Origin of the sequence: Dactylosporangium sp. NPDC005555, from assembly GCF_040605635.1 — a bacterium.
Taxonomy (GTDB): Bacteria; Actinomycetota; Actinomycetes; order Mycobacteriales; family Micromonosporaceae; genus Dactylosporangium.
In genome coordinates this window covers 31077-57400 of record NZ_JBEXDG010000024.1, presented here as the reverse complement: position 1 = coordinate 57400, position 26324 = coordinate 31077, and the positions used below count along the sequence as shown (strand labels likewise).

The window sequence follows — 26324 nt, the reverse complement described above, 5'->3', positions numbered from 1 at the left end:
GCCGGGGTCGCGGCACAGCGGATGGTGCGGATGTTCATGTCCCGGGCCGAGCCGCCGGCGTCCCAAGCGCCCAGCCCGGTATCGCCAACGAGGTGCAGCCGGCTGCTGCAGGTGAGAGCAGATTGATCCAGTGTCATTGCTCTGACATTTCTCGATCGTTCCAACTATGTAACCGCAGTCCGGCAGAGCTGCACTGGCCTCGGAAATGCACGGAAAATCGCAGAAGGGCGATGTCAGAGTTCTGTCGCGGCCGAGATGGCGGGCAGGGCGATGGCACACTTCTGACATCCGGGAGGGGCTGATGCGCTGCATTCCGCCGTGACGGTGTTGCGCGATCGGCGGGTTGCCCAGGACGCGATGCACTTCCGTCCTGCTCGATCGGTTCCGGCGGAACCTTCGCCGCGCCGCCGGCCGCAACGTCCAGTTCGGTCGGACTAGGTCCGGCGGCTACCAGAACGAGCATTCGTGACCGATTATTCGGTCCTGCTGCACGAATACATGGGCATGATCGTGGAGAAGATCGCGAGCCGTTCGACTCGTCGCTGATCTCGCCCGCGTACCCGGTCACGGGCAAGACCGCGGGCCCCACAGGTGCCCCGGGCCGAAGAACGGCACCCCCTCGGCCGATCCCCGGCCCAGCCGGACGGCCGACGCGAGAAATGTCCGCAACAGGCGGAAACTCGCAGGTCACCTGCGGTAGGAAGGTCCGCCGAAACGCGTGAGATCCGCGTTGCCGGATGCATTGACGTGCCCTGAGTCACGGCTCTATCGTGAACCACCAGTTCACTCAGTGATCCGATCCAACGGTTCACTCAGTGAAACGCCACCGCCGGACGACGGCTCCCGAGAGGTTTCGGAGAGTGCCTGCACATGACCGCGACAAAGATCGTTCCGCCGCCGCCGTCGGCCGATACTGGGCGCGCCCAGCGCGGGCGGCAGCAGCTGGCGCAGGGCCGGTCCCTTCGCGGACCTAACGTGAAGAAGCACGTCATCAACACCGTCGGCTCGATCGGGGTCGTCGCGCTGCTGGCCGGGCTCTGGGAGGGGTACAAGGCGCTGGGCCAGGCGGTCGGCGACGTCATCCCCGGGACCAAGATCGGCTTCCCGGTGGCCACCGACGACCTGTCGATGCCTCACCTCTCGACGATTCTGCACTCGCTGATCGAGCCGGCCCGGCGCGGCGACTCGACGTCCCTGGCTGCGTACCTGATCGGCGAGGCCACGGTGACCCTGCGCGAGGCCCTCTACGGCCTCGTCGCCGGCTCCGTGCTCGGCCTGCTGCTCGCGATCGTGTTCCTCAACGTGGTCCCGATCGGCAAGGGCCTGATGCCGTGGTTGGTGGCCTCGCAGACGGTGCCGCTGGTGGCGATCGCCCCGATGATCGTGATCTGGGGCGGCAAGGCCGGCGCCCCGCCGTGGATCGCCGTGACCGGCATCGCCGCCTACCTGGCGTTCTTCCCGGTCACGATCAACACCCTGCGCGGCCTGAAGTCACCGCAGAAGGTGCACCTGGAGCTCATGCACAGCGTCGGTGCCAAGCGCCGCCAGGTGCTGTGGTGGCTGCGCGTACCGGCCTCGCTGCCGTTCGTGTTCGCCGGGCTCCGGCTGGCCGCGACGGCGAGCGTCGTCGGCGCGATTGTCGGCGAGCTGTCGGCCGGCACCGGTCGCGGCATCGGCCGGTCGATCCTCACCTTCGCCTACTACTACTCGAACGGCCCGGAGAAGCTCTACGCGGCCGTGCTCGTATCTGCGGTCGCCGGCATCGTCTTCGTGCAACTGCTGGGCCTGATCGAGCGATTCGCGCTCCGGCACCGCCATGCGTGAGCAGTCCGAAAAGAGCCGGAAACCTATGGCTCGGACCGCGTCGGCGGCGGACCGTCGCTCCCGCCAGGAATCCCGGCGTCCGCGGTGGCAAGACCGCACCGAACCTTCGACATGTGCCTGGAGTAGTTGATGACTGAGCCCGCCATCATCTCCGTCCGCGGAGTCAACAAAGAGTTCAACAGCGGCGGCAAGCGCTCGGTGACCGCGCTTCAGAACATCGACCTGACGATCGAGCGCGGCGAGTTCGTGTCGCTGCTCGGCCCGAGCGGCTGCGGCAAGAGCACCCTGCTGCGCGTGCTGGCCGACCTCACCGAGCCGACCAGCGGCACGGTGACCCTCAACGGCAAGACGCCCCGCGCCGCGCGGACCGACCGTGACTACGGGATGGTCTTCCAGCAGGCCGGCCTGTTCGACTGGCGCAGCGTCCAGCGCAACGTGGAGCTGCCGCTACAGGTCGCCGGGGCCGACAAGCAGGCCCGCCGGGCGAAGGCGCAGGAGATGCTGGAGCTCGTCCGGCTCTCCGAGTTCGCCAAGCACTTCCCATGGCAGCTCTCCGGCGGCATGCAGCAGCGGGTGGCGATCGCCCGTGCGCTCTCCGCCGACCCCGCGATCCTGTTCATGGACGAGCCGCTGGGCGCGCTGGACGAGATGAACCGGGAGCGGCTGCAGGGCGAGCTGCTGCGGATCTGGGCCGACACCCGGACCACGGTCGTGTTCGTCACGCACAGCATCTCCGAGGCGGTCTTCCTCTCCTCGCGGATCGTCGTCATGTCGGCCCGCCCGGGCCGGATCGCCGCGAGCATCGACGTGGACCTGCCGTACCCGAGGACCTCGGCCACCCGTAGCACTGAAGCGTTCTTCGCCAAGGTGACCGAGGCCCGCACGGCCCTGCACAGCGAGCACGCCGAGCAGGCCGCCTGATGGCCGTCACCCAGGCCGTCCAGCCGTCCCAGCTGCGGGCCCAGCTCGGCCGCGTCCTGCCGGTCGTCGTCACCGCCCTGGTGATTCTCGGCGCGTGGCAGCTCGCCGTCATCGTGTTCGACGTCCCGTCGTTCATCCTCCCGACGCCGACCGCGATCCTGTCCGCGTTCGCCGGCCAGTTCGGCACGATCATGTCGGCCTCCCGGATCACCGTCGAGGCGGTCCTGCTCGGCCTGCTCATGGGCGTGGTCTGGGGCGTCGTGGTGGCGCTGGTGCTGAGCCGGTTCCCGAGCATGTCCGGGCCCGTGCTCACCGTGTCCGTCATCATCAACTGCGCCCCGATCGTGGCCCTGGCCCCGATCTTCAACAACTGGTTCGGCGTCACCAGCCTGGTCTCCAAGGCCGGCGTCGCCGCCGTGATGGTGTTCTTCCCCGTTCTGGTCAACACGACCCGGGGCCTGCTCCAGGTCTCACCCCTGCACCTGGAGCTCATGCAGTCGCTGGCGGCCAAGCCCCGGCACGTGGCGCTGATGCTGCGGCTGCCCAACGCGCTGCCCTTCCTGTTCAACGCGTTGAAGCTCGGCTCGACCCTCGCCGTCATCGGCGTGATCGTGACCGAGTACTTCGGCGGCCCGAGCAACGCACTTGGCGTCTACATCGCCTCGCAGGCATCGCTGCCCAGGTTCGACTACGCCTGGGCCGGAATCCTCGTGGCGAGCGCGCTCGGCCTGGCCATGTTCGGCATCGTCTCGCTGCTGGAGCGCCTCCTCATGCCCTGGCACTCCTCGCTGCACGACGAGAACCCGTAGGCGCCACACCCCCTCAGAAGCCCTCAAACTCTTCTCTGCTTTGGAGTCACCATGTTCCTTCGTAGACGGCCGGGCCGGTTAGCAGCCGGTCTGAGCGCCCTCACCGCCACCGCGCTGCTCGCGACCGGCTGTGGCGGCATGTCCGACAGCGGCACGCAGGCCGCGTCCGACGCCGGCAAGGACTGCCAGTCGAAGACCAAGGTTCGCGTCGTGCTCCAGTGGGTCGCCCAGGCCCAGTTCGCCGGCTACTACGCGGCGAAGGACAAGGGCTTCTACGACTCGGCGTGCCTGGACGTGACCATCCAGGAGGGCGGCGTCAACATCGTCCCCCAGCAGGTCCTCTCGTCCGGCAACGCCGAGTTCGCGGTCAGCCACGTCACCAAGACGATGGCGACCCGCGAGCAGGGCGCCGACCTCGTCAACATCGGCCAGGTCTTCCAGCGCGGCGCGTACCTGCAGGTCGCCTGGGCCGACTCGGGCATCAAGACCCTCGCCGACCTCAAGGGCAAGAAGACCGGCAGCTGGGGCTACGGCAACGAGCTGGTGCAGTACGCGGCGATGCGCGGCGCGGGCGTTGAGCCGACCAAGGACACCCAGATCATCCAGCAGCCGTTCGACATGTCGCTGCTGCTCAAGCGCGAGGTCGACAGCGCGCAGGCGAAGACGTACAACGAGTACGCCCAGCTGCTGGAGACCAAGAACCCGAAGACCGGCAAGCTTTACCAGCAGTCGGACTTCACCGCGATCAGCCTGCAGGACGCCGGCTACACCAGCCTCGAGGACGGCATCTACAGCCGCGGGGACTGGCTCAAGGACCAGGCCAACCAGGACACCGCGGTGAAGTTCCTCAAGGCGTCGTACCAGGGCTGGGCCGCCTGCCGCGACGACCTCAAGGGCTGCGTCGACATCGTGCTCAACCACGGCAGCGCGCTGGGCGCCGGTCACCAGACCTGGATGCTCACCGAGGTCAACAAGCTGATCTGGCCGTCGCCGAACGGCATCGGGGCGATGGATCAGAAGTCGTGGGACTCCACCATCGACATCGCGATCAAGGGCGGCGTGCTCAAGAACAAGCCGGACAGCAGCGCGTTCCGCACCGACCTGTCCGACAAGGCCCGCGAGGAGCTCAAGGCGGCCGGCGTGGACGTCGCGGGCAGCTCCTACAAGCCCGAGACGCCGACGATCACCGAGGGCGGCAAGTAGCCGCGCGGGGTGCCGGACGGAGGTTGCGGCCTCGTCCGGCATCCTGGTGGCCCGCCGCGCCTGCCAGGATGGCATCGAAGAATTGCCGCTGACGATGGCATGCGGATAACGGGAGGAACTCGATGGCATCTGGTGAAGCCGGCCTGGTCCGGCGCACCATCTGGCTGCTGCGCGCGGTGGCCGCCCACCCCGAGGGCGTCGGCCTCAGCGAGGTCGCGCGCGAGGCGGGCATTCCGAAGGCGACCTGCTACCGGGTGCTGACCGTGCTCGAGCGGGAGAGCTGGCTGACCCTCGACCCGGTGACGCGGCGCTACCGCGTCTCCCTCGGCCTGCTGTCCATCGTGGGCGGCCTGCTCGACGGCGGCGGCGCCTATGGCCACATGCGTGACGTCCTGCGCGGCCTGGCGGGGGAGACCCGGGAGACGGCGGGCTTCGACGTCCTGCTCGCCCCGAAGGTGATGGTCGTGGCCCAGGTGCCGGGACCCTCGCTCATCGGCCAGACCCTCAAGCCCGTGCCGCGGACGCAGCCCGTGTGGGCCACGTCCACCGGCAAGGTGCTGCTGGCCGCGCTCGACCCGGCCGAGGTCCGCGCCGACTTCGCCGAGGAGTTCGCCGCGTCCGCGCCGCCGGAGGTCGGCGACCTGGACACGTTTATGGGCTCGCTGGCGGCGGTCCGCGCCCGCGGGTTCGCGGTCGCCTACGACGAACTCGAGGTCGGCGCGGCCTCCGTGGCCGCGCCGGTGCGAATCCGGGGCACCACGCCGTACGCGGTCTGGATCGGCGGCCCCACCTACCGGCTCACCCGCGACAGCATCGACGACGTGGCGGAGTCGGTCATGAAGGCCGCCCGGCAACTCAGCGACCTGCTCAGCAATACCGACATCGAACTGCCCAGTGGGCTAGGCCGGCTGTAACGCCGGCGATGGACCGGACCGGGGACGACCGGCCGGTGGGAGGAGGAGGCAATGGCCTCATTTGACGAGGCGCTGGCCGCGGCGACGGCGGCGGCCGGCCGGGTGCCGAAGGGCCTGTACATCGACGGCGAGTGGCGGGCGGCCCAGGGCGGCAAGGCTCTGGCGGTCGAGGACCCGGCGACCGGCTCGGTGATCGCGGAGGTCGCCGACGCATCCGTCGCCGACGCGCTCGACGCCCTGGCCGCCGCCGACCGGGCCCAGCACGCCTGGGCCGCCACGGCACCGCGCGAGCGCGGCGAGGTGCTGCGCCGGGCGTTCGAGCTGATGGTCGAGCGCCGCGACGACCTGGCCGGGCTGATGACCCTGGAGATGGGCAAGGCCTTCGCCGAGTCGCAGGCCGAGGTCAGCTACGCGGCGGAGTTCTTCCGCTGGTTCGCCGAGGAGGCCGTCCGCATCGACGGCGGCTACCTGCCGGCCCCGGCCGGTGGCTCCCGGGTGCTGCTCATGCGCCAGCCGGTCGGCCCGTGCCTGCTCATCACCCCGTGGAACTTCCCGATGGCGATGGGCACCCGCAAGATCGGCCCCGCGCTCGCGGCCGGCTGCACGGTCGTGGTGAAGCCGGCCAAGCAGACCCCGCTGTCGATGCTGGCGCTGGTGGCGATCCTCGAGGAGGCCGGCGTCCCGCGGGGCGTGGTCAACGTGTTCACCACGGCCCGCTCGGGCGAGGCCAGCTCGGCGCTGCTCGACGATCCACGGCTGCGCAAGGTGTCGTTCACCGGCTCGACCGAGGTGGGCCGGACCCTGCTGGGCCAGGCCGCCCGGCGGGTGCTGCGCACGTCCATGGAGCTCGGTGGCAACGCGCCGTTCCTGGTCTTCGACGACGCCGATCTCGATCTCGCCATCGACGGGGCCGTCCAGGCCAAGATGCGCAACGTCGGCGAGGCCTGTACCGCCGCCAACCGCTTCTATGTCCAGCGCTCCGTCGCGGAGCAGTTCGTCAGCGGCCTGGCCGAGCGCCTGGGCCGCCTGCGCGTCGGCCACGGGCTCGACCCCGCGACCGAGGTGGGCCCGCTCATCGACGGCAACGCCGTGAAGTCGGTCGGCGAGCTGGTCTGCGACGCGACCGCGGCCGGCGCCCGGGTCGTGACCGGGGGAGCGGCCGTCGGCGGCGACGGCTACTTCTTCGCCCCGACGGTCCTGGCCGACGTGCCCGGTGACGCCCGGACGGTCCGCGAGGAGATCTTCGGCCCGGTGGCCCCGATCGTGGTCTTCGACGCCGAGGATGAGGCGGTCGGCCTGGCCAACGCCTCCGAGTACGGCCTCGCCTCCTACGTCTTCACCGAGAACCTGGGCCGCGGCCTGCGCGTCAGCGAACGCCTCGAGAGCGGCATGGTCGGTCTCAACCAGGGCGTCATCTCCAACCCGGCGGCGCCCTTCGGCGGGGTGAAGCAGTCCGGCCTCGGCCGCGAGGGCGGCCGGGTCGGCATCGACGAGTACCTGAACATCAAGTACACGGCAGTCCGGGCGAACTGGTGACCGGCTTCGTCCTGGCCGGCGTGCAGTGGGAACCGGTCCTCGGTGACGTCGAGGGCAACCTCGCGGCCTCGTCGGCCTGGATCCGGCGGGCCGCGGCCGAGGGGGCCCGGCTCGTCGTCCTGCCCGAGGCGTCCTCGGCCGGCTACGTGTTCGAGGACCGGGCGGAGGCGGCGAAGTACGCGGAGCCGATACCCGACGGCCCCACGAGCACCGGCTGGGCCGCGCTCGCGGCGGAGCTGGGGATCTGGATCGTCGGCGGCCTGACCGAGCTCGACGGGGACCGGGTCTACAACTCCGCGGTGGTGCTCGGGCCGGACGGCCACCTGGGCACGTACCGCAAGGCCCACCTGTGGAACGACGAGAAACGCATCTACGACCCGAACACGGCCGGCTTCCCGGTGTTCGACACCCCGCTTGGGCGCATCGGCGTGGGCATCTGTTACGACGCCTGGTTCCCCGAGATGTTCCGCAGCGCGGCCGTACAAGGTGCGGATCTTCTCGTGCTGCCGTCGAACTGGGTGCCCGTGCCTGGGCAGCCCGACACCGGGCCGGCGATGGCGCACCTGATGTGCATGACGGGCGCACACAGCAACCAGTTCTTCGTCGCCGGCATCAGCCGGATCGGCGTCGAGCGCGGGCAGGAGTTCGTCGGGCGGTCCGTGCTCGTGGGCCCCGACGGCTGGCCGTTGGCCGAGCCCGCGAGCCGCGACCGCGAAGAGCTGGTGCTGGCCGAGGTCGACCTCATCAGCACCCGTCGGCAGCGCCGGGAGAACCCGTTCAACCAGCCTCTGGCTGACCGGCGCACCGACCTCTACTCGAGCTGAGCCTCGAGTCCTCACGGCTCTTGACAGCCCCCCGCAGTGTCTACAGTATTTGAACCGACGGTTCGTTGAATGAACCACAGAGGAGTGATCGTGATCAGGGTCCGGAAGATCGTTCGCCACCTCGAGGAGACCTGGCTCGAGAACGGTCAGGACGTGCAGCCCCGCCACCGCGTCGCGTTCGTCGGGGTCGTCATCGAGAACCCCTACCCCAGCGAGTACGTGCAGGATCTGGTGACCCTCGCCGACGAGCTGGGCGAGGAGATCGGCAGCCTCATCGGCCCGGCCTGCGTCGAGCTGCTGGGCGACGAGGTCGAGGCCTTCGGCAAGGCGGCGCTCGTCGGCATCGACGGGGAGCTCGAGCACGGCTCGGCGCTCATTCACAACCTGCGGTTCGGCAACATGTTCCGCAACGCGGCCGGCGGCACCGAGCTGCTGCCGGCGGCCGAGAAGGTCGGGCTCACCGGCAGCCCGATCGACATCCCGCTCAAGCACAAGCTGGACTCGAAGACCCGCTCGCACCACCAGACGGTGACGCTGCAGGTCGCCGACGTCCCGCGGCCCCGCGAGATCTTCGTGATCGTCGCCGCGGCCAACGCCGGCCGCCCGCTCGCCCGCCTCGCCACGTTCGGCGCCGAGGTCAAGGCCGGCGCATGACCGTCACCGAGCACCAGATCGACACCGGCGTCTGGACCGCGGAGCGGGTGAAGGCGGTCGACAAGGAGTACGTCATCCACTCCTGGTCGGTGCAGGGCTCGCTCGACCCGATCCCCGTCGCCGGCGGCTCGGGCTCGTGGTTCTGGGACTACGACGGCCGCAAGTACCTGGACTTCCAGTCGCAGCTCGTCAACCTGAACCTGGGCCACCAGCACCCCCGCCTCGTCGAGGCGATCCGAGCCCAGGCCGAGGAGCTGTGCTACATCGGCCCCGGCTTCGCGGAGCGCTCGCGGGCTGAGCTCGCCGAGATGATCGCGAACCTGACCCCCGGCGACCTGAAGATGAGCTTCTTCACCACCGGCGGCGCGGCGGCCAACGAGAACGCGGTGCGGCTCGCCCGCCACGTGACCGGCCGGCACAAGATCGTCGCGCGGTACCGCTCGTACCACGGCGCCACCGCCGGGGCGATGTCGCTCACCGGCGACCCGCGCCGGTGGGCCGCGGAGCCGGGCATCAGCGGCGTGGTGCGGATGCTCGACCCGTACACGTACCGCTGCCCGGCCGGGCACCCCGACCCGTGCCCGGTCTGCTCGGGCGGGCCGCACCTCGAGGAGATCCTGCAGTACGAGAACCCCGAGACCGTCGCCGCCGTCATCGTCGAGCCGGTCACCGGGACCAACGGCCTGCTCTACCCGCCGGACGGGTACCTGCAGTCGCTGCGTGAGATCTGCGACCGGTACGGCATCATCCTGATCTTCGACGAGGTCATGGCCGGCTTCGGCCGCACCGGCGAGTGGTTCGCCTGCAACCACTGGAACGTCACGCCCGACATCCTCGTCACCGCCAAGGGCCTGAACTCGGGCTACGTCCCGCTCGGCGCGATGACGGTGAACGAGCGGATCTCCGATTGGCTGCGGACGAACATGTTCTGGGGCGGCATGACCTACGCCGGTCACCCCCTCGCGTGCGCGTCCGGCGTGGCCTCGCTGCGGATCATGCAGGACGAGGGCGTCGTGGACAACTCGCGGGCGATGGGCGAGCGCCTCGGCGCCGGTCTGGCCCAGCTGGCCGAGCGGCACCCGAGCATCGGCGACATCCGCGGCCGCGGCCTCTTCTACGGCGTCGAGCTGGTGAAGAACCGCGCGACCAAGGAGCCGCTCGTCCCGTTCAACGCCAAGGGACCCGCGGCCGCCCCGGTGGGCAAGCTGCTCAAGGCGGCGATGGAGCGGGGCGTGTACCTCACCGCCAACTTCAACGTCCTGCGCCTCACGCCGCCGCTGGTCATCAACGCCGCCGAGATCGACCTGGCGCTCGGCGTGCTCGACGAGGTCCTCGCCCTCGCCGACGAGCACTACCAGGGCTGAACTGGAGAGATTGCCATGGGATCGACACTGATTCGCGGCGGTACGGTCGTCAACGCCGACGCGGCCATCCGCGCCGACGTGCTCGTACGCGACGGCCGGATCGTCGCGCTCGGTATCGGTTCGGACTGGACCGCCGACACGATCATCGATGCGACCGGCATGCTCGTCATCCCGGGCGGGATCGACGCGCACACGCACCTGGAGTACCCGATCGACGGGTTCACCACCAGGACGGCCGACGACTTCTACACCGGGACCGTCGCCGCCGCGCACGGCGGCACCACGACGATCCTGGACTTCGTCAAGAAGGAGCCGGACCGGTCGCTGTACGACACGTACCTGCGCCGCCGCGACGCGGCCCTGGAGCGCTCGGTCGTCGACTTCGGTCTGCACGCCATCGTCCCGCCCCGCGCCCAGCAGCCCGACGTGCTCGACGACCTGCGCCGCCTCGCCGGCGAGGGGGCGGCCAGCTGGAAGTTCTTCATGGCCTACCCGGGCACCCAGATGGTCGACGACGGCGAGCTGCTGGAGGGCTTCGACCTCGCCCGTGAGCTCGGCGTGCTGCCGATGGTGCACGCCGAGAACGGGCACATGGTGGCCCGCGAGACCCAGCTGCTCATCGAACGCGGGGACACGGCCGAGCACTTCCACGCGACCGCCCACGGCCACGACTCCGAGGCCGAGGCGGTGCACCGCGCGATCGTGCTCGCCGAGTCGGTCGGGGCGCCGCTGTACGTCGTGCACGTCTCCAGCGCCGCCGCGGCCGACGAGATCAGCCGGGCCCGGGCCGACGGCCGCCGGGTGTGGGCGGAGACCTGCCCGCAGTACCTGCAGATCGCCTACGAGGACTACGAGGGCCTCGGCGAGAAGGCCGCCGCCTACCTGTGCTCGCCGCCGATCCGCGAGCGCAGCAACCAGGAGGGCCTGTGGAAGGCGCTCGTCACCGGCGCGGTGGCGACGGTCGCGACCGACCACGCGGGGTTCTGCCTGCACCAGCCCGACGACCTGCCCCCGCAGAAGCTGCGCAGCCCCGGCTACTTCCCCAAGGTGCCCAACGGGGTGCCCGGCATCGAGGACCGGCTCATGGTGCTCTGGGAAGGCGGCGTGGCGAGCGGGCGCTTCGACGCCTGCCGCTTCGTCGACCTGGTGTCGACCCGGCCGGCCAAGCTCTTCGGCCTGTTCCCCCGCAAGGGGATCGTCGCCGTCGGGGCCGACGCCGACCTGGTCGTGTGGGACCCCGCCGCCGACCATGTCATCACCACCGAGAACACCCACATGCGTACCGACTACAACCTCTACGACGGGATGCGGGTGACCGGCAAGCCGGTCCACGTCCTGTCCCGCGGCGACCACCTGGTCGGCGCCGACGGCTCCTTCGACGGCGCCGCGGGCCGCGGATCCTTCGCCGAGCGCGGCGCGCCGCACCTCTTCTGAACGGAGCGTTATGAAGATTCCTCTTGGCATCCACGTCGGCGAGCGGCTCAGCCTCGAGCAGACCTACTGGCAGGCCGAGTTCGCCGACCAGAACGGCTTCGAGTCGGTCTGGGTCGCCGAGGGGCGCCTCGCCCGCGACGGCATCGTGCCCGCCGCGATCATCGCGAGCAGGACCCGCCACGTGAAGATCGGCACCGGCGTCGTCAACAACAAGAGCCGCAACGCCGCGCTCATGGCGGTCACCTTCAAGACCCTCGACGAGGTCGCGCCCGGCCGCGCGATCCTCGGCATCGGCGCCTGGTGGGAGCCCCTCGCGACCAAGGTCGGCCAGCCCCTGGTCAAGCCGATCGCGTCGATGCGCGAGTACATCACCGTCCTGCAGTCGTTCTTCCGCAACGAGCTCGTCGACTTCGAGGGCGACTTCGTGCAGATGCGCGGCGTGCGCTTCGACAGCATGTACCGCGAGAACAAGCCCGTCGACATCCCCATCTACATCGGCGCCGTGGGCCCGAAGATGCTCGAGCTGGCCGGGGAGATCAGCGACGGCGTGCACATGGACTTCCTGCTGCCGCCGTCGTACCTCGTCGGCGCGAACGCCGCCATCGAGCGCGGCCTGGCCAAGCGCACCGACGGCAAGACGTCGATCGACCTCACTCAGATCGTCTCGTGCAGCATCAACGACGACGACCCGCAGGAGGCCATCGACGCCTGCAAGGCCTTCCTGACGCTGTACCTGTGCCAGCAGCCCCACATCGCCGAGCACTGCGGCGTCGAGCGCGAGCTGGTCGACCGGCTCCAGGAGATCGCCGGCTGGCCCGCGACCCCCGAGGACATCAAGCGCGCGATGCAGCTCGTCCCCAACAGCCTGGTCCAGAACGTGACCGCCTGCGGCTCGACGGACGACGCGTTCGAGAAGCTCATGTCGTACCACGAGGCCGGCGTCCGCAGCCCGATCATCTCGACGCTGGGCGACAAGGAGCAGACCCTCACCCGGCTCGCCCAGGCGGCCAAGGCATGAGCGTCACCACGATCGCCGTCATCGGCGGGACCGGTCCCCAGGGCCGCGGCCTGGCCTACCGCCTGGCTCGCGCCGGACACTCCATCGTGCTCGGCTCCCGAGACGCTTCGCGTGCCTCGGCGGCCGCGGTGGAGCTGGGGCATGAGCTCGAGATCGGCTCCGTGGAGTTGCGTCGGGTGGCCGGGAACATCACCGGTGCGTCCAACCTCGACGCGGCCGCCTCCGCCCCCGTCGTGCTGCTCGCCGTGCCCTACGACGGACACACCGAGCTGGTGTCGTCGCTGGCCGCTGCCCTGGCCGGGAAAATCGTCATCAGCTGTGTCAACCCGCTGGGCTTCGACAAGCAGGGCCCGTTCGGCCTCGACGTCCCCGCGGGCAGCGCCGCCGAGGAGGCCGCGTCCCTGGCCGGCGGCGCCACGGTGGTGGGCGCGTTCCACCACCTCTCGGCCCCGCTGCTGCTCGACCCGGACGCGGACCTGAGCCACGAGGACGTCCTGGTGTGCGGCGACGACCGCGAGGCCAAGGAGCTCGTCATGGGCCTGGCCGCGGACGTGACCGGCGGCCGGGGCGTCGACGCGGGCCGGCTGCGGCTGGCCGGTCAGCTGGAACCGCTGACCGCCGTGCTCATCTCGGTGAACAAGCGGTACAAGACCCGTTCCGGGGTGTCCATCACCGGCCTGACCCAGGCCTCTCACGAGAGGGTCCCCGCGTGAAACTCGCCGCACTGCAACTGCAGGCCTCCAACGACCGCACGGAGACGATCGGCCGCGCCGCCGACCTGATCGACGACGCCGCCGGCCAGGGCGCCCGGATCCTGCTGCTGCCGGAGCTCTTCGCCGTGCCGTTCGTCCAGCCGGAGCCGGACCTCGACTACTTCGAGCTGGCCGAGCGCCTCGACGGCCCCTCGAACCAGATGGCCGCCGAGCGCTCGCGGCAGCACGGCATGACGATCGTCTCGTCGATCTTCGAGGCCGCCGACGTGCCGGGCGTGTACTACAACACGGCCTGCACCTACGTGGCCGGCGAGCTCAAGTCGGTGTACCGCAAGTCGCACCTGCCGTTCTCCAACGGTTTCCCGGAGAAGTTCTACTTCCAGCCCGGCGGCTCGGAACCCGAGGTCGTCGACACCGGCGAGACCGGCGTCGGCACCATCATCTGCTACGAGCGCCACTTCCCGGAGCTCAGCCGGATCGTGGCCCTGCGCGGTGGCTCGGTGCTGTGCGTGCCGGTCGCCTCGGCCAGCGCCCCCATGCGCGAGGTCTTCCAGCTGGAACTGCGCGCGCACGCGGTGTTCAACGGCCTGTTCGTGATCTGCTCGAACCGGGTCGGCAAGGAGGGCGTCAAGGACTACTTCGGCCTCAGCGCCGTCTACGGCCCGGACGGCGACGTGCTGGCCGAGGCGGCGGACGGCGCCGACGGGCTGGCGGTCGCGGAGGTGGACCTGAGCCTGATCGACCGCACCCGGCGCAAGCGGCCGTTCCTGCGGGATCGGCGGCCCGAGCTGTACTCGCGCCTGACGAAGATGGGCCCGACAGCCTGACCCCAAGCCGGTGCGGCGCATGCGATGTCGTGACTCATTGCATGCGCCGTGCCGTTCCACCCCACCCGCCCCTGAGTCCGCGCTCGCCGCGTCACGGGGCGAAGCGATCGACCTGCTCCCGGATGCCGAGGGCGAACGCCTACGCGGAGCGCTGGGTCTGCGGTATCGCCTTGATGTACCAGTCATCGAACTGCGCCAGCAAACGGTTGCCGGTCCTACCATCGACATCCACGCCAGCGGGTGGTCAGGACCCGCTGGCGTGGTTACGCGAGGCTCACGGCCTAACCGTGGTTGGCGACCCGGCCGACGAACGCGGTGCTGGACCAGCGGACCGGACTGTTGAACGAGCTGCCGGTCGAGGTGATCACCCAGGTGTCGGCGTCGTTCTGCGCGACCATATCGGCCCGACCGTCACCGTTGACGTCACCGATGTGGTTGGCGACCCCACCGAAGAACGCGACGCTGGACCAGCGGACCGGAGCGTTGAACGATGTCCCGGTCGAGGTCATCACCCAGGTATCGGCGTCGTTCTGCGCGACCATATCAGCCCGACCGTCACCGTTGACATCACCGACGTGGTTGGCGACCCCACCGAAGAACGCGACGCTGGACCAGCGGACCGGAGCGTTGAACGATGTCCCGGTCGAGGTCATCACCCAGGTGCCGGCGTCGTTCTGCGCGACCATATCAGCCCGACCGTCACCGTTGACATCACCGACGTGGTTGGCGATCCCACCGAAGAACGCACCGTTGGACCAGCGAACCGGGCTGTTGAACGAGCTGCCGGTCGAGGTGCTCACCCAGGTGTCGGCGTCGTTCTGGGCGATCAGATCGGCCCGACCGTCGCCATTGACGTCACCGACGTGATTGGCGACCCGGCCGACGAACGCACCGGTGGACCAGCGGACCGGAGCGTTGAACGATGTCCCGGTCGAGGTCATCACCCAGGTGTCGCCGTCGTTCTGCGCGACCATATCGGCCCGACCGTCGCCATTGACGTCACCGACGTGATTGGCGACCCCACCGAAGAACGCGACGCTGGACCAGCGGACCGGAGCGTTGAACGATGTCCCGGTCGAGGTCATCACCCAGGTGTCGGCGTCGTTCTGGGCGATCAGATCGGCCCGACCGTCACCATTGACATCACCGGCAAGGGTGCCCGGGACCGTGTTGTAGGTGATGCTCATCGTCGCGAGCTGGGCGATCTCGTAGGAGGCCGCCGCGTGATCGAAGATGTCGACACTGTCGATCGTCCCGCCCACGTAGTTGGAGCCGCCGGCCAGGCGCCCCTCGGCTCGGCCGATCTGGACCGGGCCCCAGGCGTTCCACGGGGTCGCCCGGACGCCGGTGCCCTCCAGAACGCCGTTGACGTAGACCTTGATCGTGCCGGTGTCCCCGTCGTAGACGCCCGCGATGTGGGTCCAGGTGTTGGCCTGTGCCAGCGTCTTGCCCTGCACCAACGAATACCCCGTCGGGGACGCCACGTCGGCGTTGGCGAACACGAAGCGCCACTGGCCGTCGACGGTGCACTGCAGGTAGAAGCCGGACTGCCAGCTGCCCTGCGAACCGACCACCGTCTGCCAACTGTTGGTCGCGGTGACCCGCACCCACGCCGCGACGGTGAAGCTGCGGTCGGTCCGCACGACCGCGCCGCTGGTGGCCGCCCACTGGTTGGTGCCGTTGAGCGACAGCGCCCGGTCGGACGGGTCGGTGGAGAACTTGCGACCGTTGACCCGGGTCCCACCGGCGAAGACCTTCGCCGGGTAGTCGCCGTAGTCGTCGAAGACGGCGGTGCCGCTGTCCGTGTCGTCGAAGCGCCACGCGGCCCGCCGCTCGGGCTTCTCCGACACCGTCCAGCTGCGCACCATCAGCGGTGCCGCGGTGAAGCCGGTGCCGGAGTTGCGCACCGTGTGCAGCTCGGTGGTGCCGACGATCGAGCTGTCGCGGAAGATCGCCAGGTCGTCCTTGCCGTCCCCGTCGAAGTCCGAGGCCTGCAGTTCCTTCACTTTGCGCACGTCGAACGAGGTCCACATCGGCGACGCGCTCAGCGAGGTGATCGCGGTGCCGTTCCATCCCCACACCGCCAAGTTGCTGCTGGTGCCGTAGTCGTACAGGACCGCGATATCGATCTTGCCCTTGCCGTTGGTGGTGTCGCCGTCGAAGTTGCCGGTGACGAACCGTGCCCGGCGGTACTCGAAGTTGCCCGATCCCGACGACCAGGCCGACCCGCTGGGCGCCTGGAACGTCTGCGCGGCCCCGTTGGACTTGTAGACCAGCCCCGACATGGTGTCGACCGCGTCGGCTTTCATGAACGTGACGTCGGTGTCACCGTCGGCGTCGAGGTCGGCGCCGATCGGGGTGGCGGTGGTGATGTTGATCGCCGGCGTGCTCGCCCACTGCGTCGCGGTGTACTGGCCCGAACCGGCGTTCTGCTTCCACACCCAGATGGTCGAGCCGTTACCGGTCACGTCGCCGCGGACCGCCGCGACGTCGGCCTTGCCGTCGCCGTCGAAGTCGCCCGGCATGAACCGCAGATTGGCGATGTTCCACAGTGGATCGACCGGCGCGGCCGGGCTGGTCCAGACCGGGTCCTGCAGGATGTCGAAGCGGTTGCCCCGGGCGGTCAGCAGGAACATGCGGATCAGGCCGTCCGGGTCCTGCCGGAACAGTGCGTGGTCGGACAGCCCGTCCGGCGCCCCGGAGGGGCCGGTGAAGTCGCCGGTGACGAAGCGCATCGTGACGAACGAGGAGCCGTCCCGGCCGGTGTCCCAACCGACGGTCTGGGTGGAGAAGTCGAGGTTGTTGTCGACGTCGAGGCCGTTGGAGGTCAGCGTCCAGGCCCGCAACCGGTCGCCACCGGCGTCGATGATCGCTGAGATGTCACCCTTGCCGTCGCCGTTGACGTCGCCGCGTTTCTTCGGCGGCACGGCACCGTTGTCGTTCGCCATCAGCTGGTACGGGTTGGTGGTGGTGATGCTCTGGTTGCCGGCGAAGTCCTCCGAGCGCACGTACAGGTCGCTGCTCGCGTAGCCGGTGTCGGGGTCGGTCCACAGCGTGACCGGGATGGTGGCGTCGCCGGTGCTGTCGGCGGGCACCCACCCGGTCAGCTTGTCCGCGGCGAACCCGTAGGCGTAGCCGGCGATGTCGGTGTCGGCGGGTGCGTGCTTGAGCAGCACGCTGCCCGTCTGGCCGACGTCCTTCACCGGGTCGCCGTCGGGGAAGTCGGTGCTGCTGATCGTCGGTACCGAGGGTCCAGTGGTGTCGATGATGAAGAAGCAGCGGCTGCTCCACGGGCTGGTGCCGACACCGTCGCCGCTGCGGGCACGGTAGGAGTAGACCGTGTTGGCCTGCAGCACGCCGGCAGGGACGGCCGGCCAGGAAACCGCGGAGCCGTTGGCCACGCCGACGGTGCTGGCAGTGTGCTTGACGGTCTCCGTCGCACCCTGCAGCACCTGAAGGTCGCCGTGCACGGTGTTGGCGTCGCTGTCCAGGAGCAGGGCGCTGAACTTCGTCTGCTGCATCGCCGCCGGCAGCCGGGTCGGCCTGCTCTCCGAGCCGCACGTGGTGGCCGGCACGGTGTTGAGCTCCTGCGGCACGTCGGGGGTGGTGTTGTACTCGATGCTCAGGGCCGCGCCCCACGGGTGGAACTGCTTCCACTGCAGCTTCTGGCCCTCGTCCACGGCCTTGAGGCCGAAGGTGATCTGGTTGCCGAACTCGCCGTTGGCGGCGCGCTGCATGTGCTGGCGCACCAGCGGGTAGTTGGAGCCGCCCATCAAGATCGTCATGTCGGGCGCCGCCTGGCCACCGCAGCCGGTGTCCTCGTTGGCGTGCCCCCAGCCGGTGGCGATGTGCGTCGCCCAGATGTTGCTGCCGCTGGAGTTGTTCCAGGTGACCGCCGCGGTCGAGTTGACGTTGTTGGTCCCGTACAGCAACACCGGGGTGTCGCCGCAGCTGGCGGAGTGGTCGAGGTTGATCGAGAACACCGCGTTGGTGAGCTGCTTGCCGACAAGGTTTTCCACGGTGAACAGGAAGTAGGACCGCCACGGCGTCTTCGTGGTGGAGTAGCCGGAATAGCCGACCTTCGCCCGGTCCCGGTCGGTCGACCAGTAGGAGGTGTTGCCGTTGGCCTGGTTGATGTGCGTCCAGTTGCCGTTGTTGGTGACGTTGCCGGACGGGTCGATGTACACCGGGAAGTTGAGGTCGGTGCGGGTCAGCATCGCCTGGTCGGGCTCGACCGACAGCTGGTCCTTGCCGATCACCGAGCGCATCGTGGCGTGGTGGGCCGGCTCGACGAGCTCCGCCTCCCACTTGCTCAGCCCGGCCGGGACGACCGGCTCGTCCCACATGATCGGTGCGTCGCTGATGAGCACCGACGTGCCGTCGTGGTCGACGAGGTTGAAGCCGCCGTCCGCCGTCGAGGTGATCTTCAGGTCGGCGGCGCGCACCCCGAAGGTGAGCTTGCGCAGCGCCTGGCTGTCGGCCGCGGCCCGGTTCTTGACCACGAAGACCTTGCTGAACCCTTCGCGCTGCGCGGTGAGCCGCAGGTCGACGCCGGGCAGCAGGTCAGGGTAGACGGCGTCGGCGCCCTCGAGCCGCGGCTTCGGCAGCTCGGTCGGCCAGGTCAGCGCGAACGTGCCGCCGATGCCCTTGAGGGTCAGCAGGTCGCCCTTGCCGCCGCCGGAGAAGCTGACATCGACCGAGGCCGCCTTCGGCCGCACCACGCCCTTCGCGTCCCGGACAAGCGTGAGGTCGATGTCGGACCACTTGCCGTCCTGCTGCACGCGCACCGGCGCAGCGAACTGCTTCATGGTGTACGTGCCGGACGGGTTGATGAAGAACTCCGTCGTCTCAGTCCGGCGCTGCACGATCTCGACAGGTTTTTCGGTGAGCTTCGCCTCACTCAACAGGGCAGCGATCGATGCGTTGCCTTTGGTACTGGCCGGGTCCTGGACTGCGCCCGGGCCGCTCGCCTCCGAGCCGCTCCCGTCGGTACCGGCGGGAGCGGCGGCAGTGTCGGTTGACTGCTGTGTGTGACGGTCGTGCGAGCCGAATTGCGTGACGGCCAGCACCGATGCGGCTAACCCGGTCACTGTGAGTGCGATGGCCCACTTCTGGGCCCGGCGCAGCGAGATGCTTTCGCCCACCATTGATCCTCCCCGTTTGGTCGATGGAAGCGGCCGCAGCTTAAGGAAGGGAATCAGAGAACTCAATCCCTTGTCCCGCGATGTATTTACATGGATGATCCGTGCTGCGATGCCTCTTCTCGAGGTGTTGATCATGGCTCGTTACGGGGAGGATGCCGTGGTCTGGTTCGGGTTTCATGCTGCGCGGACGGAAGTTCCGCCGGCTCGCCACCGCCGCCGTTGGCGGCAGCGGGTGGTCTCGACGCTTCTTGGTGTGATTGCCGTTACGCTTGCCGCTGGTGCGGTGTCGGTGCTGCCGGCGCATGCGGCGCCGGTGGATCCGTTCGTGGCGGGGCCGAACCAGGTGGAGCGAGTCGTCCCGGCGGATAAGAGCCACAAGAACGTGGTGCAGCCGCTCGTCGACGCGGAGCAGGACATTGCGCTCAAGGCGAGTCCGCCGGTGGCGTGGCCGACGGCGGAGACCACGACGGTCGACCTGGCTGCGCGGCGTCTGGCGGCGGAGCCGCAGCGGACGAACGCGCATGTGGTGAGTCCGGCGAGGGCAGGGCCGACCCGGGCCGGTGGCAGCCCGGTGTTTGTGGGTGATGCCCGTGAGGTGCGGGAGGATCTGCGGAAGGTGCCCCTGGCGGGACCCGGCGCCGTGCAGGTCGAGGTGTACGACCGGGCCCGCACCGCGAAGTCCCGTGTGGACGGTCTGTTGCTGCGGGTGTCGCGGCCGGACCGGGCGATGAGCAGTGACAAGATCGCGGTTGAGGTTGATTACAGCGGTTTCCGGGCCGCGTACGGTGGCGCCTGGAGCTCCCGGCTGAGGCTGGTCGAGCTGCCCGAGTGCGCCGCGACAACCCCGGAGTTGAGCGCCTGCCAGGTGGGCACGAAGCTGGCCGCCACCAACGACACCACGGCCGGGCGGATCGGCGGTGACGTGACCCTGGCCGGCGGCGCGACGAAGCTCCTCGCGGTGCAGGCCGCCGCCTCGGGCAGCGCCGGCAACTTCGGCGCCACCTCGCTGACCACGTCGTCGACGTGGAATGCGGGTGGTGCGACCGGTGACTTCACCTGGTCCTACCCGTTGCGGGTGCCGCCGGCGAACGGTGGCCCGAGCCCGAGCATCAGCCTTGCCTATGCGTCCAGCGCGGTGGACGGCCGGACGAACGCGGCGAACAACCAGACGTCGTGGATCGGGATGGGGTTCGAGTTCGCGCCCGGTCAGATCGAGCGGCGGTACAAGCCGTGTGCGTCCGATGTGGAGGGCGCGGCGAACAACAAGACCCGCCCGACGGGTGACATGTGCTGGTTCTCCGACAACGCGAGCATCTCCCTCAATGGGCACTCGTCCGAGCTGGTCCGGGTCGGGACCACGAACTTCTGGAAGCTGAAGGACGACGACGGCACGATCGTCGAGCAGAAGTTCGACGGGGGCCGCAACAACGGCGACGACAACGGCGAGTACTGGATCTTCACCTCGCCGGACGGCACCCAGTACTACCTGGGCTACAACCGGCTGCCGGGCTGGAACGGCGGCGACGAGACCAAGTCGACGTTCACGGTGCCGGTGTACGGCAACCACCCTGGTGAGGCGTGTTACAACGCGTCGTTCCAGGCGTCGGCGTGCCGGCAGGGGTACAAGTGGAACGTCGACTACGTCGTGGACGTCAACGGCAACACCATGTCGTACTTCTACGATCCGGAAACCAACAACTACGCCCGCTACGGTGACGCGAACAGCCCGGACTGGTACACCCGCGGCGGGAACCTGAAGCGGATCGAGTACGGGCAGCGCAGCAACGCCGTGACGAGCACTCCGGCTTTGGCGCGGGTGTTGTTCGAGACCGGTGACCGGTGCCTGCCGAACACGAACTGCAACGACGCGTGGAACTGGCCGGACACGCCGATGGACCTGAACTGTTCGGCGGCGCCGTGCACGCAGACGTTCTCGCCGGCGTTCTTCACCAAGCGCCGCCTGAAGCAGGTCGACACCGAGGTCCTCAACAACAACGGCGTCGGCTACCGGCCCGTGGACCGGTACACGCTGCGGCACTCCTACGTCAGCGGTGACGCGGCGACCGGGTACGCGCTGTGGCTCGACGGGATCCAGCAGACCGGTCGCGGTGCCACGCCGGAGATCGTCATGCCGGAGGTGACGTTCGACGGGACGTTCCTGCCGAACCGGGTCGATGACCTGGCGAACAACATCGCGCCGTTGAACTGGCGGCGGATCATCGGGATCACGAACGAGAACGGCGGCACCATGGCCGTTCGGTACAAGGACACCAACTGTTCCCGGACGAACCTGCCGGCGTCGCCGGCGACGAACACGCAGCGGTGCATGCCGGTCAAGGGCAGCGACGACGCGTTCCCGAACCGCATCGACTACTTCCACAAGTACGTCGTGGACCGGGTCACCCAGTCGGTGGCCGGGTACACGGTGCCGGCGGTGACGCAGGTCGTGAACGACTACGAATACGTCGGTGACGCCGCGTGGCGGTTCGACGAACTCGACGGCATCACGCCCGAGGAGGACAAGACGTGGGCACAGTGGCGCGGCTACGGCACCGTCATCACCCGGACCGGTGACGGCAACGACGGCACCCGCGGCAAGACCGAGTCGCGGTTCTACCGCGGTATGAACGGCGACAAGACCGGCACCGCCAATGTCTTCAAGACGGTCAACGTGACCGACTCCAGAGGCGGGTCGGTCCCGGACGAGGACCGGTTCAACGGTCAGACCCGGGAGACGACCCAGTTCCTGGACGACACGACCCGGCTGAGCACCACCATCTCGGACTTCTGGGTGTCGGCGGCGACCGCGTCGCAGACCCGGCCGTGGGGTGTCATCAACGCCACCAAGACCGGCACCGCGGCCTCCAGTTCGTTCACGTATCTCAGCCCGACCAACGTCCGGGAGACGCGGGTCGTCAACACGATCGCCGCCGACGGCACGATCACCGCGGTGCACAATCAGGGCGTCGTCGGTGACACCACCGATGATCAGTGCACGAAGTACACGTTCGCGTCCAGCGGTGTCGCGTACCTGCCGAACCGGCCGATCCGAGTCCAGCAGCTCAGTGCGGCCTGCTCGGTGGCCGACCCGCCGAAGTCCGACGTGCTGTCCGACTCACGTACGTACTACGACGGTTCTGACACGCTGGGCTACGTCGGCACCCGAGGCCTCGTGACCCGGGTCGATGAGGTCAACGGGTTCACCGGCGCGAACGCGAGCAGCGTGACGTATCAGACGAAGTCGAAGGCGGTGTACAACGCCGACGGCAACATCACCGACTCGTACGACGTCAAACTGAACCGGACGCAGACGGCGTACACCCGCAACGGCAACGGCCCGATTACCCGCATCACCACCACGGACCCGATCAGCCACGTCACCTACATCGACTCGGACCCGGCGTGGGGCGCACCGATCGTCAGCGGCGACTCGAGCAACAGCACCGTATTGGGCGACGTCAAGACCGAGGTAGAACTCGACGCCCTGGGCCGGGTTCTCAACGTGTGGGGTCTGACGCGCGTCCGCGGTGTGGACACGCCAGACACGGCCTACCAGTACCTGATCCAGCGCAACGCCCCGCCGGTCGTCGTCTCCACGACGCTGCAGGCACCGGCCGGGGCCCTCGCGCCGCAGTACACGTCGAAGTACGAGATCTACGACGGGCTCCTGCGACTGCGGCAGACGCAGGTCGCCAGCCCTTCGGGCGGGCGGTCGGTCAACACGATCGACTACGACAGCCAGAACCGGATCGTGAAGCGCTCCGGACCGATCAACAACGACGCTCCCTCCGGTTTTACCTACCTGCCGATGAACGAGGCGTCGCTGCCCAACCAGGTCCGGACCGAGTACGACGGCGCCAGCCGGGTCACCGCCGAGATCCTGATGGGCCACAACGCGTCCGGGCTGTTCGAGAAGTGGCGCACCACGACCACGCGCAACGGCGATCAGATCAGCACGACGCCGCCCGCCGGCTCGAGCGCGGCCACGCTTACCTACGACGCGCAGGGCCGGGTGTCGAAGCTGTGGCAGTACAAGACCGGCGTGCCGACGCCGTCGGACCCGAACAGCTACGACGAGACGAAGTACAGCTACGCCAAGGACGGGCAGCAGAGCGTCGTTGAGGACTCCGCGGGCAACAAGTGGGAGTACTTCTACGACGACCTGCACCGCACGAAGGAGACCCGCGAACCGGACCGCGGCACGAGAAAGATCGAGTACAACCAGTACGGCGAGGTCAGCAAGACCATCGACGCGCGTAACCAGGCGCTCAGCGTCACCTATGACACGATGGGCCGGCCGACCGAGCTCAAGGACGTGACGCTCACGCCGGAGAAGCGCCTCGCGACGTGGACGTACGACACGCTCAAGAAGGGCCTGCCGACGTCGTCGTCGCGGTGGGCCGGCTCCGACGAGTACCGCAGCTCGATGGTCGAGTACGACCACGCGATGCGGCCGGTCAAGACGTCGGTCAGTATCCCCATGATCGAGGGCGGTCTCGCCGGCACATACCTGTACGAGCACACCTACAACTTCGACGGCTCGCCGAAGACAACGACACTTCCCGCTGTCGGCCACCTCCCCGCGGAGACCCTGACCCACGGATACAACGCGTGGGGTCTGCCGTTCTCCCTGACCGGTGCGTCGACATATGTGCAGGCGTCGGCGTACAACTCCTTCGCGGAGCCGCTGAGCGTGACGGTCGGCGCGACCGGGGCCGGGAACAAGTCGCTGCTGCTGCAGTTCACCTACGAGGAGGCGACCCGCCGCATGGCGTCGTCGTCGGCCCGGCCGAACGGCGGCGCGTCGGTGTACAACGCGAAGTACACCTACGACGCGATCGGGAACGTCACGTCGGTGTCCGACCAGCCTGCCCTCACCGGGCAGCCGCATGACCACCAGTGCTTCCAGTACGACTACCTGCGCCGCATGACCGAGGCGTGGACATCGGCCACGCTGGACTGCACTGCCGCGAACCGCACGGTGGCAAACCTGGGTGGCCCGGCGAAGTACTGGAGCAGCTACGCCTTCGACAAGACCGGCAACCGCACCATCGAGCAGAAGCACGAACTGCCCGGCGAGCCGACCAAGAACTACCTGTACGGCACCGGCCACAAGCTGGGCAGCACCACCGTCGGCGGCAGCACCCTCACCTCGTACCAGTACGACGCGGCCGGGAACACCACCCAGCGGGTCGTCGGCGGCAGCACCCAGATCCTCGACTGGAACTCCGAGGGCAAGCTCGCCAAGGTCACCGAGGGCACGAAGATCACCCAGTACCTCAACGACGCCGCCGGTCAACGGCTCATCCGCCGCGACGACACCGGGACCACCCTGTACCTGCCGGGTCAGGAGATCCACCTCAGCACCGGCGGCGCCGAGACCGGCACCCGCTACTACAACCACGGCGGGTTGAACGTTGCGGTCCGCACCGACGACAACAAGCTTACCTACCTCGCCTCTGACCCGCACAACACCGCCACCGTGGCGATGGACGCCTCCACCGGTGCCTTCCAGAAGCGGCGGGCCACCCCGTTCGGTGAGGACCGCGGCACCGCCGTCACCGGCTGGCCCGGCGACAAGGGCTTCATCGGCGGCACGAAGGACCAGTCCACCGGCCTGACGCACCTCGGCGCCCGCGAGTACGACCCGACCCTGGGCCGGTTCATCTCGGTCGACCCGCTCACGATCCCCGAGGACCCGCAACGGCTCAACGGCTACGCGTACGGCAACAACGCCCCGATCGTCAACGCCGACCCCACCGGCGAGGCGTTCCCGCCCGACCCGGACGCGACCCCTGGGCCGCCTCCGGCGCCGAAGCCCGGCCTCACCCCGGAAGAGGAAGCGGCCCGCGCCGAGGCCGAGGCCATCAAGAAGAAGTCCGTGATGGACATCATCCTCGAACAGGGGCTGGCGTTCCTGCTGGACTTCCTCGGCATCACCGACATCGTCGACTGCATCAACACCCGCAAGGTCAGCTCCTGCGTGAACGCGCTGCTCGGTGTGTTCCCGTCAGGCCGGGTCCTGAAATCCCTCAACTCAATCCGTAAAGGCATCGAACGGGCATTCTCCGCCTACCAGTCATGGCAGAAAGCCATGAAGATCGCCAACGACGTCATCAAACGCACCGACGACCTCATCGCCGCAGCCAAGAAGAAGGCCGACGAACTCGCCCAGAGTGTCGGCGCCGGCGCCAAGAAGGCCGACAATGCGGCAGGCGGCATGGCCGACGACGGGGCGAAGGCTGCTGGTGGCTCCTCAGGAAAGGGTGCGAGCGGGGGCGGGGACTGCGAACACAGCTTCGATCCGAAGACAGCAGTACAAATGGCGGACGGCACCTTCAAGCCGATTGCCGAGGTCCAGCCAGGCGAAGAGGTCGTGGCCACCGATCCGGGCAGTGGATCGACGACGACGCAGAAGGTTGAGCGCAAGCACGTCAATCTGGACAGCGACCTGGTCGACGTAACCCTTGCCACCAGTGGTGGCGTCGAGACGCTGCACACCACCCAGCACCACCCGTTCTGGTCCGACGATCGGCAGGATTGGGTCGACGCGGCAGCACTGCAACCTGGCGAGCGAACTCGCGCTCTCGACGGTGCCGCGATGGTCGTCCTCGAGGTTGAGTTTCTCCACGACACCCGGGTGATGCACGACCTCACCGTCGCTGAGTTTCACACCTATTATGTGCTGGCCGCGGGCGAGCCCGTGCTCGTTCACAACTGCCCGTACTCCGATCGGGCTACGGAGATCTGGGACGCAGAGCCGGATGAGGAGATCAAGAAGCGGAGCACTGTGGCGGTCATCCGTGCGCAGACCCCACATGGGCCGGTGACTCTCATCGGCGCCAGCGGCGACGGGTTCACTCCCGCCCAGATGTCCGTGCCGTTGAACCCGGGTGAGATGCGAGTCCCGAACGTGCCAGGGCTACATGCGGAGCAGAACGTTTTCCTCTACATGATGGTGAATGGCTACACCCTGATAGGTGGGGGGACGTCTCGCAACGTATGCCGCGGCCGATGTAATGTGTTGGTCCAGCAGTTCGGCGGGGCCATGCAGGGTCCGGTCTACAATGGCAATGGCAAAAAGACAACCAGACAGCGAAGTTTCGTCAGGGTGGCAACCCAGATCTTGGGGATTTGAG

15 protein-coding genes are annotated in these 26324 nt (G+C 68.7%); 14 read left to right on the top strand and 1 reads right to left on the bottom strand.

All coding sequences use genetic code 11. The features are described from left to right. Positions 1-975 precede the first annotated feature (975 nt). From ABZS58_RS26170 to ABZS58_RS26110, 13 genes are all read left to right on the top strand, one after another. Entirely contained in the window at positions 976-1824 is an 849-nt protein-coding gene (locus ABZS58_RS26170; protein ID WP_354785753.1) for an ABC transporter permease subunit, read from the top strand. 129 nt (positions 1825-1953) lie between these two features. Next, the gene (locus tag ABZS58_RS26165) at positions 1954-2745 is read left to right on the top strand and encodes an ABC transporter ATP-binding protein (protein WP_354785751.1); all 792 of its coding nucleotides are present in this window, start codon (positions 1954-1956) and stop codon (positions 2743-2745) included. Continuing rightward, on the top strand, positions 2745-3554 hold the full coding sequence (locus tag ABZS58_RS26160) for an ABC transporter permease (RefSeq protein WP_354785749.1): 810 nt from the start codon (positions 2745-2747) through the stop codon (positions 3552-3554). Before ABZS58_RS26165 ends, ABZS58_RS26160 begins: the two co-directional genes overlap by 1 nt. Positions 3555-3605: 51 nt before the next feature. After that, positions 3606-4757: an ABC transporter substrate-binding protein gene (locus ABZS58_RS26155; RefSeq protein WP_354785747.1), complete on the top strand. Its 1152-nt coding sequence runs from the start codon at positions 3606-3608 to the stop codon at positions 4755-4757. Positions 4758-4879: 122 nt separating this feature from the next. Beyond that, positions 4880-5671: an IclR family transcriptional regulator gene (locus tag ABZS58_RS26150; protein ID WP_354785745.1), complete on the top strand. Its 792-nt coding sequence runs from the start codon at positions 4880-4882 to the stop codon at positions 5669-5671. A 51-nt stretch (positions 5672-5722) separates the two neighbouring features. After that, positions 5723-7207 carry an NAD-dependent succinate-semialdehyde dehydrogenase gene (locus ABZS58_RS26145; RefSeq protein ID WP_354785743.1) on the top strand — a complete coding sequence of 495 codons (1485 nt, stop codon included), beginning with the start codon at positions 5723-5725 and terminating at the stop codon, positions 7205-7207. Further along, positions 7204-8031: a nitrilase family protein gene (locus tag ABZS58_RS26140; protein WP_354785741.1), complete on the top strand. Its 828-nt coding sequence runs from the start codon at positions 7204-7206 to the stop codon at positions 8029-8031. Before ABZS58_RS26145 ends, ABZS58_RS26140 begins: the two co-directional genes overlap by 4 nt. A gap of 90 nt (positions 8032-8121) precedes the next feature. Further along, positions 8122-8685, top strand: coding sequence for an amino acid synthesis family protein (locus ABZS58_RS26135; protein WP_344513343.1), 564 nt, complete (start codon positions 8122-8124; stop codon positions 8683-8685). Further along, positions 8682-10049 carry an aminotransferase class III-fold pyridoxal phosphate-dependent enzyme gene (locus ABZS58_RS26130; RefSeq protein WP_354785739.1) on the top strand — a complete coding sequence of 456 codons (1368 nt, stop codon included), beginning with the start codon at positions 8682-8684 and terminating at the stop codon, positions 10047-10049. Before ABZS58_RS26135 ends, ABZS58_RS26130 begins: the two co-directional genes overlap by 4 nt. 15 nt (positions 10050-10064) lie before the next feature. Beyond that, positions 10065-11483 (top strand): dihydropyrimidinase, encoded by a 1419-nt coding sequence (gene hydA, locus ABZS58_RS26125; protein WP_354785737.1) that lies wholly within the window; start codon positions 10065-10067, stop codon positions 11481-11483. A 10-nt stretch (positions 11484-11493) separates the two neighbouring features. Beyond that, positions 11494-12501: an LLM class flavin-dependent oxidoreductase gene (locus ABZS58_RS26120; RefSeq protein WP_344513336.1), complete on the top strand. Its 1008-nt coding sequence runs from the start codon at positions 11494-11496 to the stop codon at positions 12499-12501. Continuing rightward, positions 12498-13214: an NADPH-dependent F420 reductase gene (npdG, locus tag ABZS58_RS26115; RefSeq protein ID WP_354785735.1), complete on the top strand. Its 717-nt coding sequence runs from the start codon at positions 12498-12500 to the stop codon at positions 13212-13214. Before ABZS58_RS26120 ends, npdG begins: the two co-directional genes overlap by 4 nt. Then, entirely contained in the window at positions 13211-14041 is an 831-nt protein-coding gene (locus tag ABZS58_RS26110) for a nitrilase-related carbon-nitrogen hydrolase (RefSeq protein WP_354785733.1), read from the top strand. Before npdG ends, ABZS58_RS26110 begins: the two co-directional genes overlap by 4 nt. 281 nt (positions 14042-14322) lie before the next feature. On the opposite strand, the gene ABZS58_RS26105 is transcribed toward ABZS58_RS26110, so the two are convergent. Then, the gene (locus ABZS58_RS26105; RefSeq protein WP_354785731.1) at positions 14323-18906 is read right to left on the bottom strand and encodes an FG-GAP-like repeat-containing protein; all 4584 of its coding nucleotides are present in this window, start codon (positions 18904-18906) and stop codon (positions 14323-14325) included. Positions 18907-19438: 532 nt separating this feature from the next. Here ABZS58_RS26105 and ABZS58_RS26100 point away from each other — a divergent pair. Next, the gene (locus ABZS58_RS26100) at positions 19439-26323 is read left to right on the top strand and encodes a polymorphic toxin-type HINT domain-containing protein (protein WP_354785729.1); all 6885 of its coding nucleotides are present in this window, start codon (positions 19439-19441) and stop codon (positions 26321-26323) included. The last annotated feature ends 1 nt before the right edge of the window (position 26324 follow it).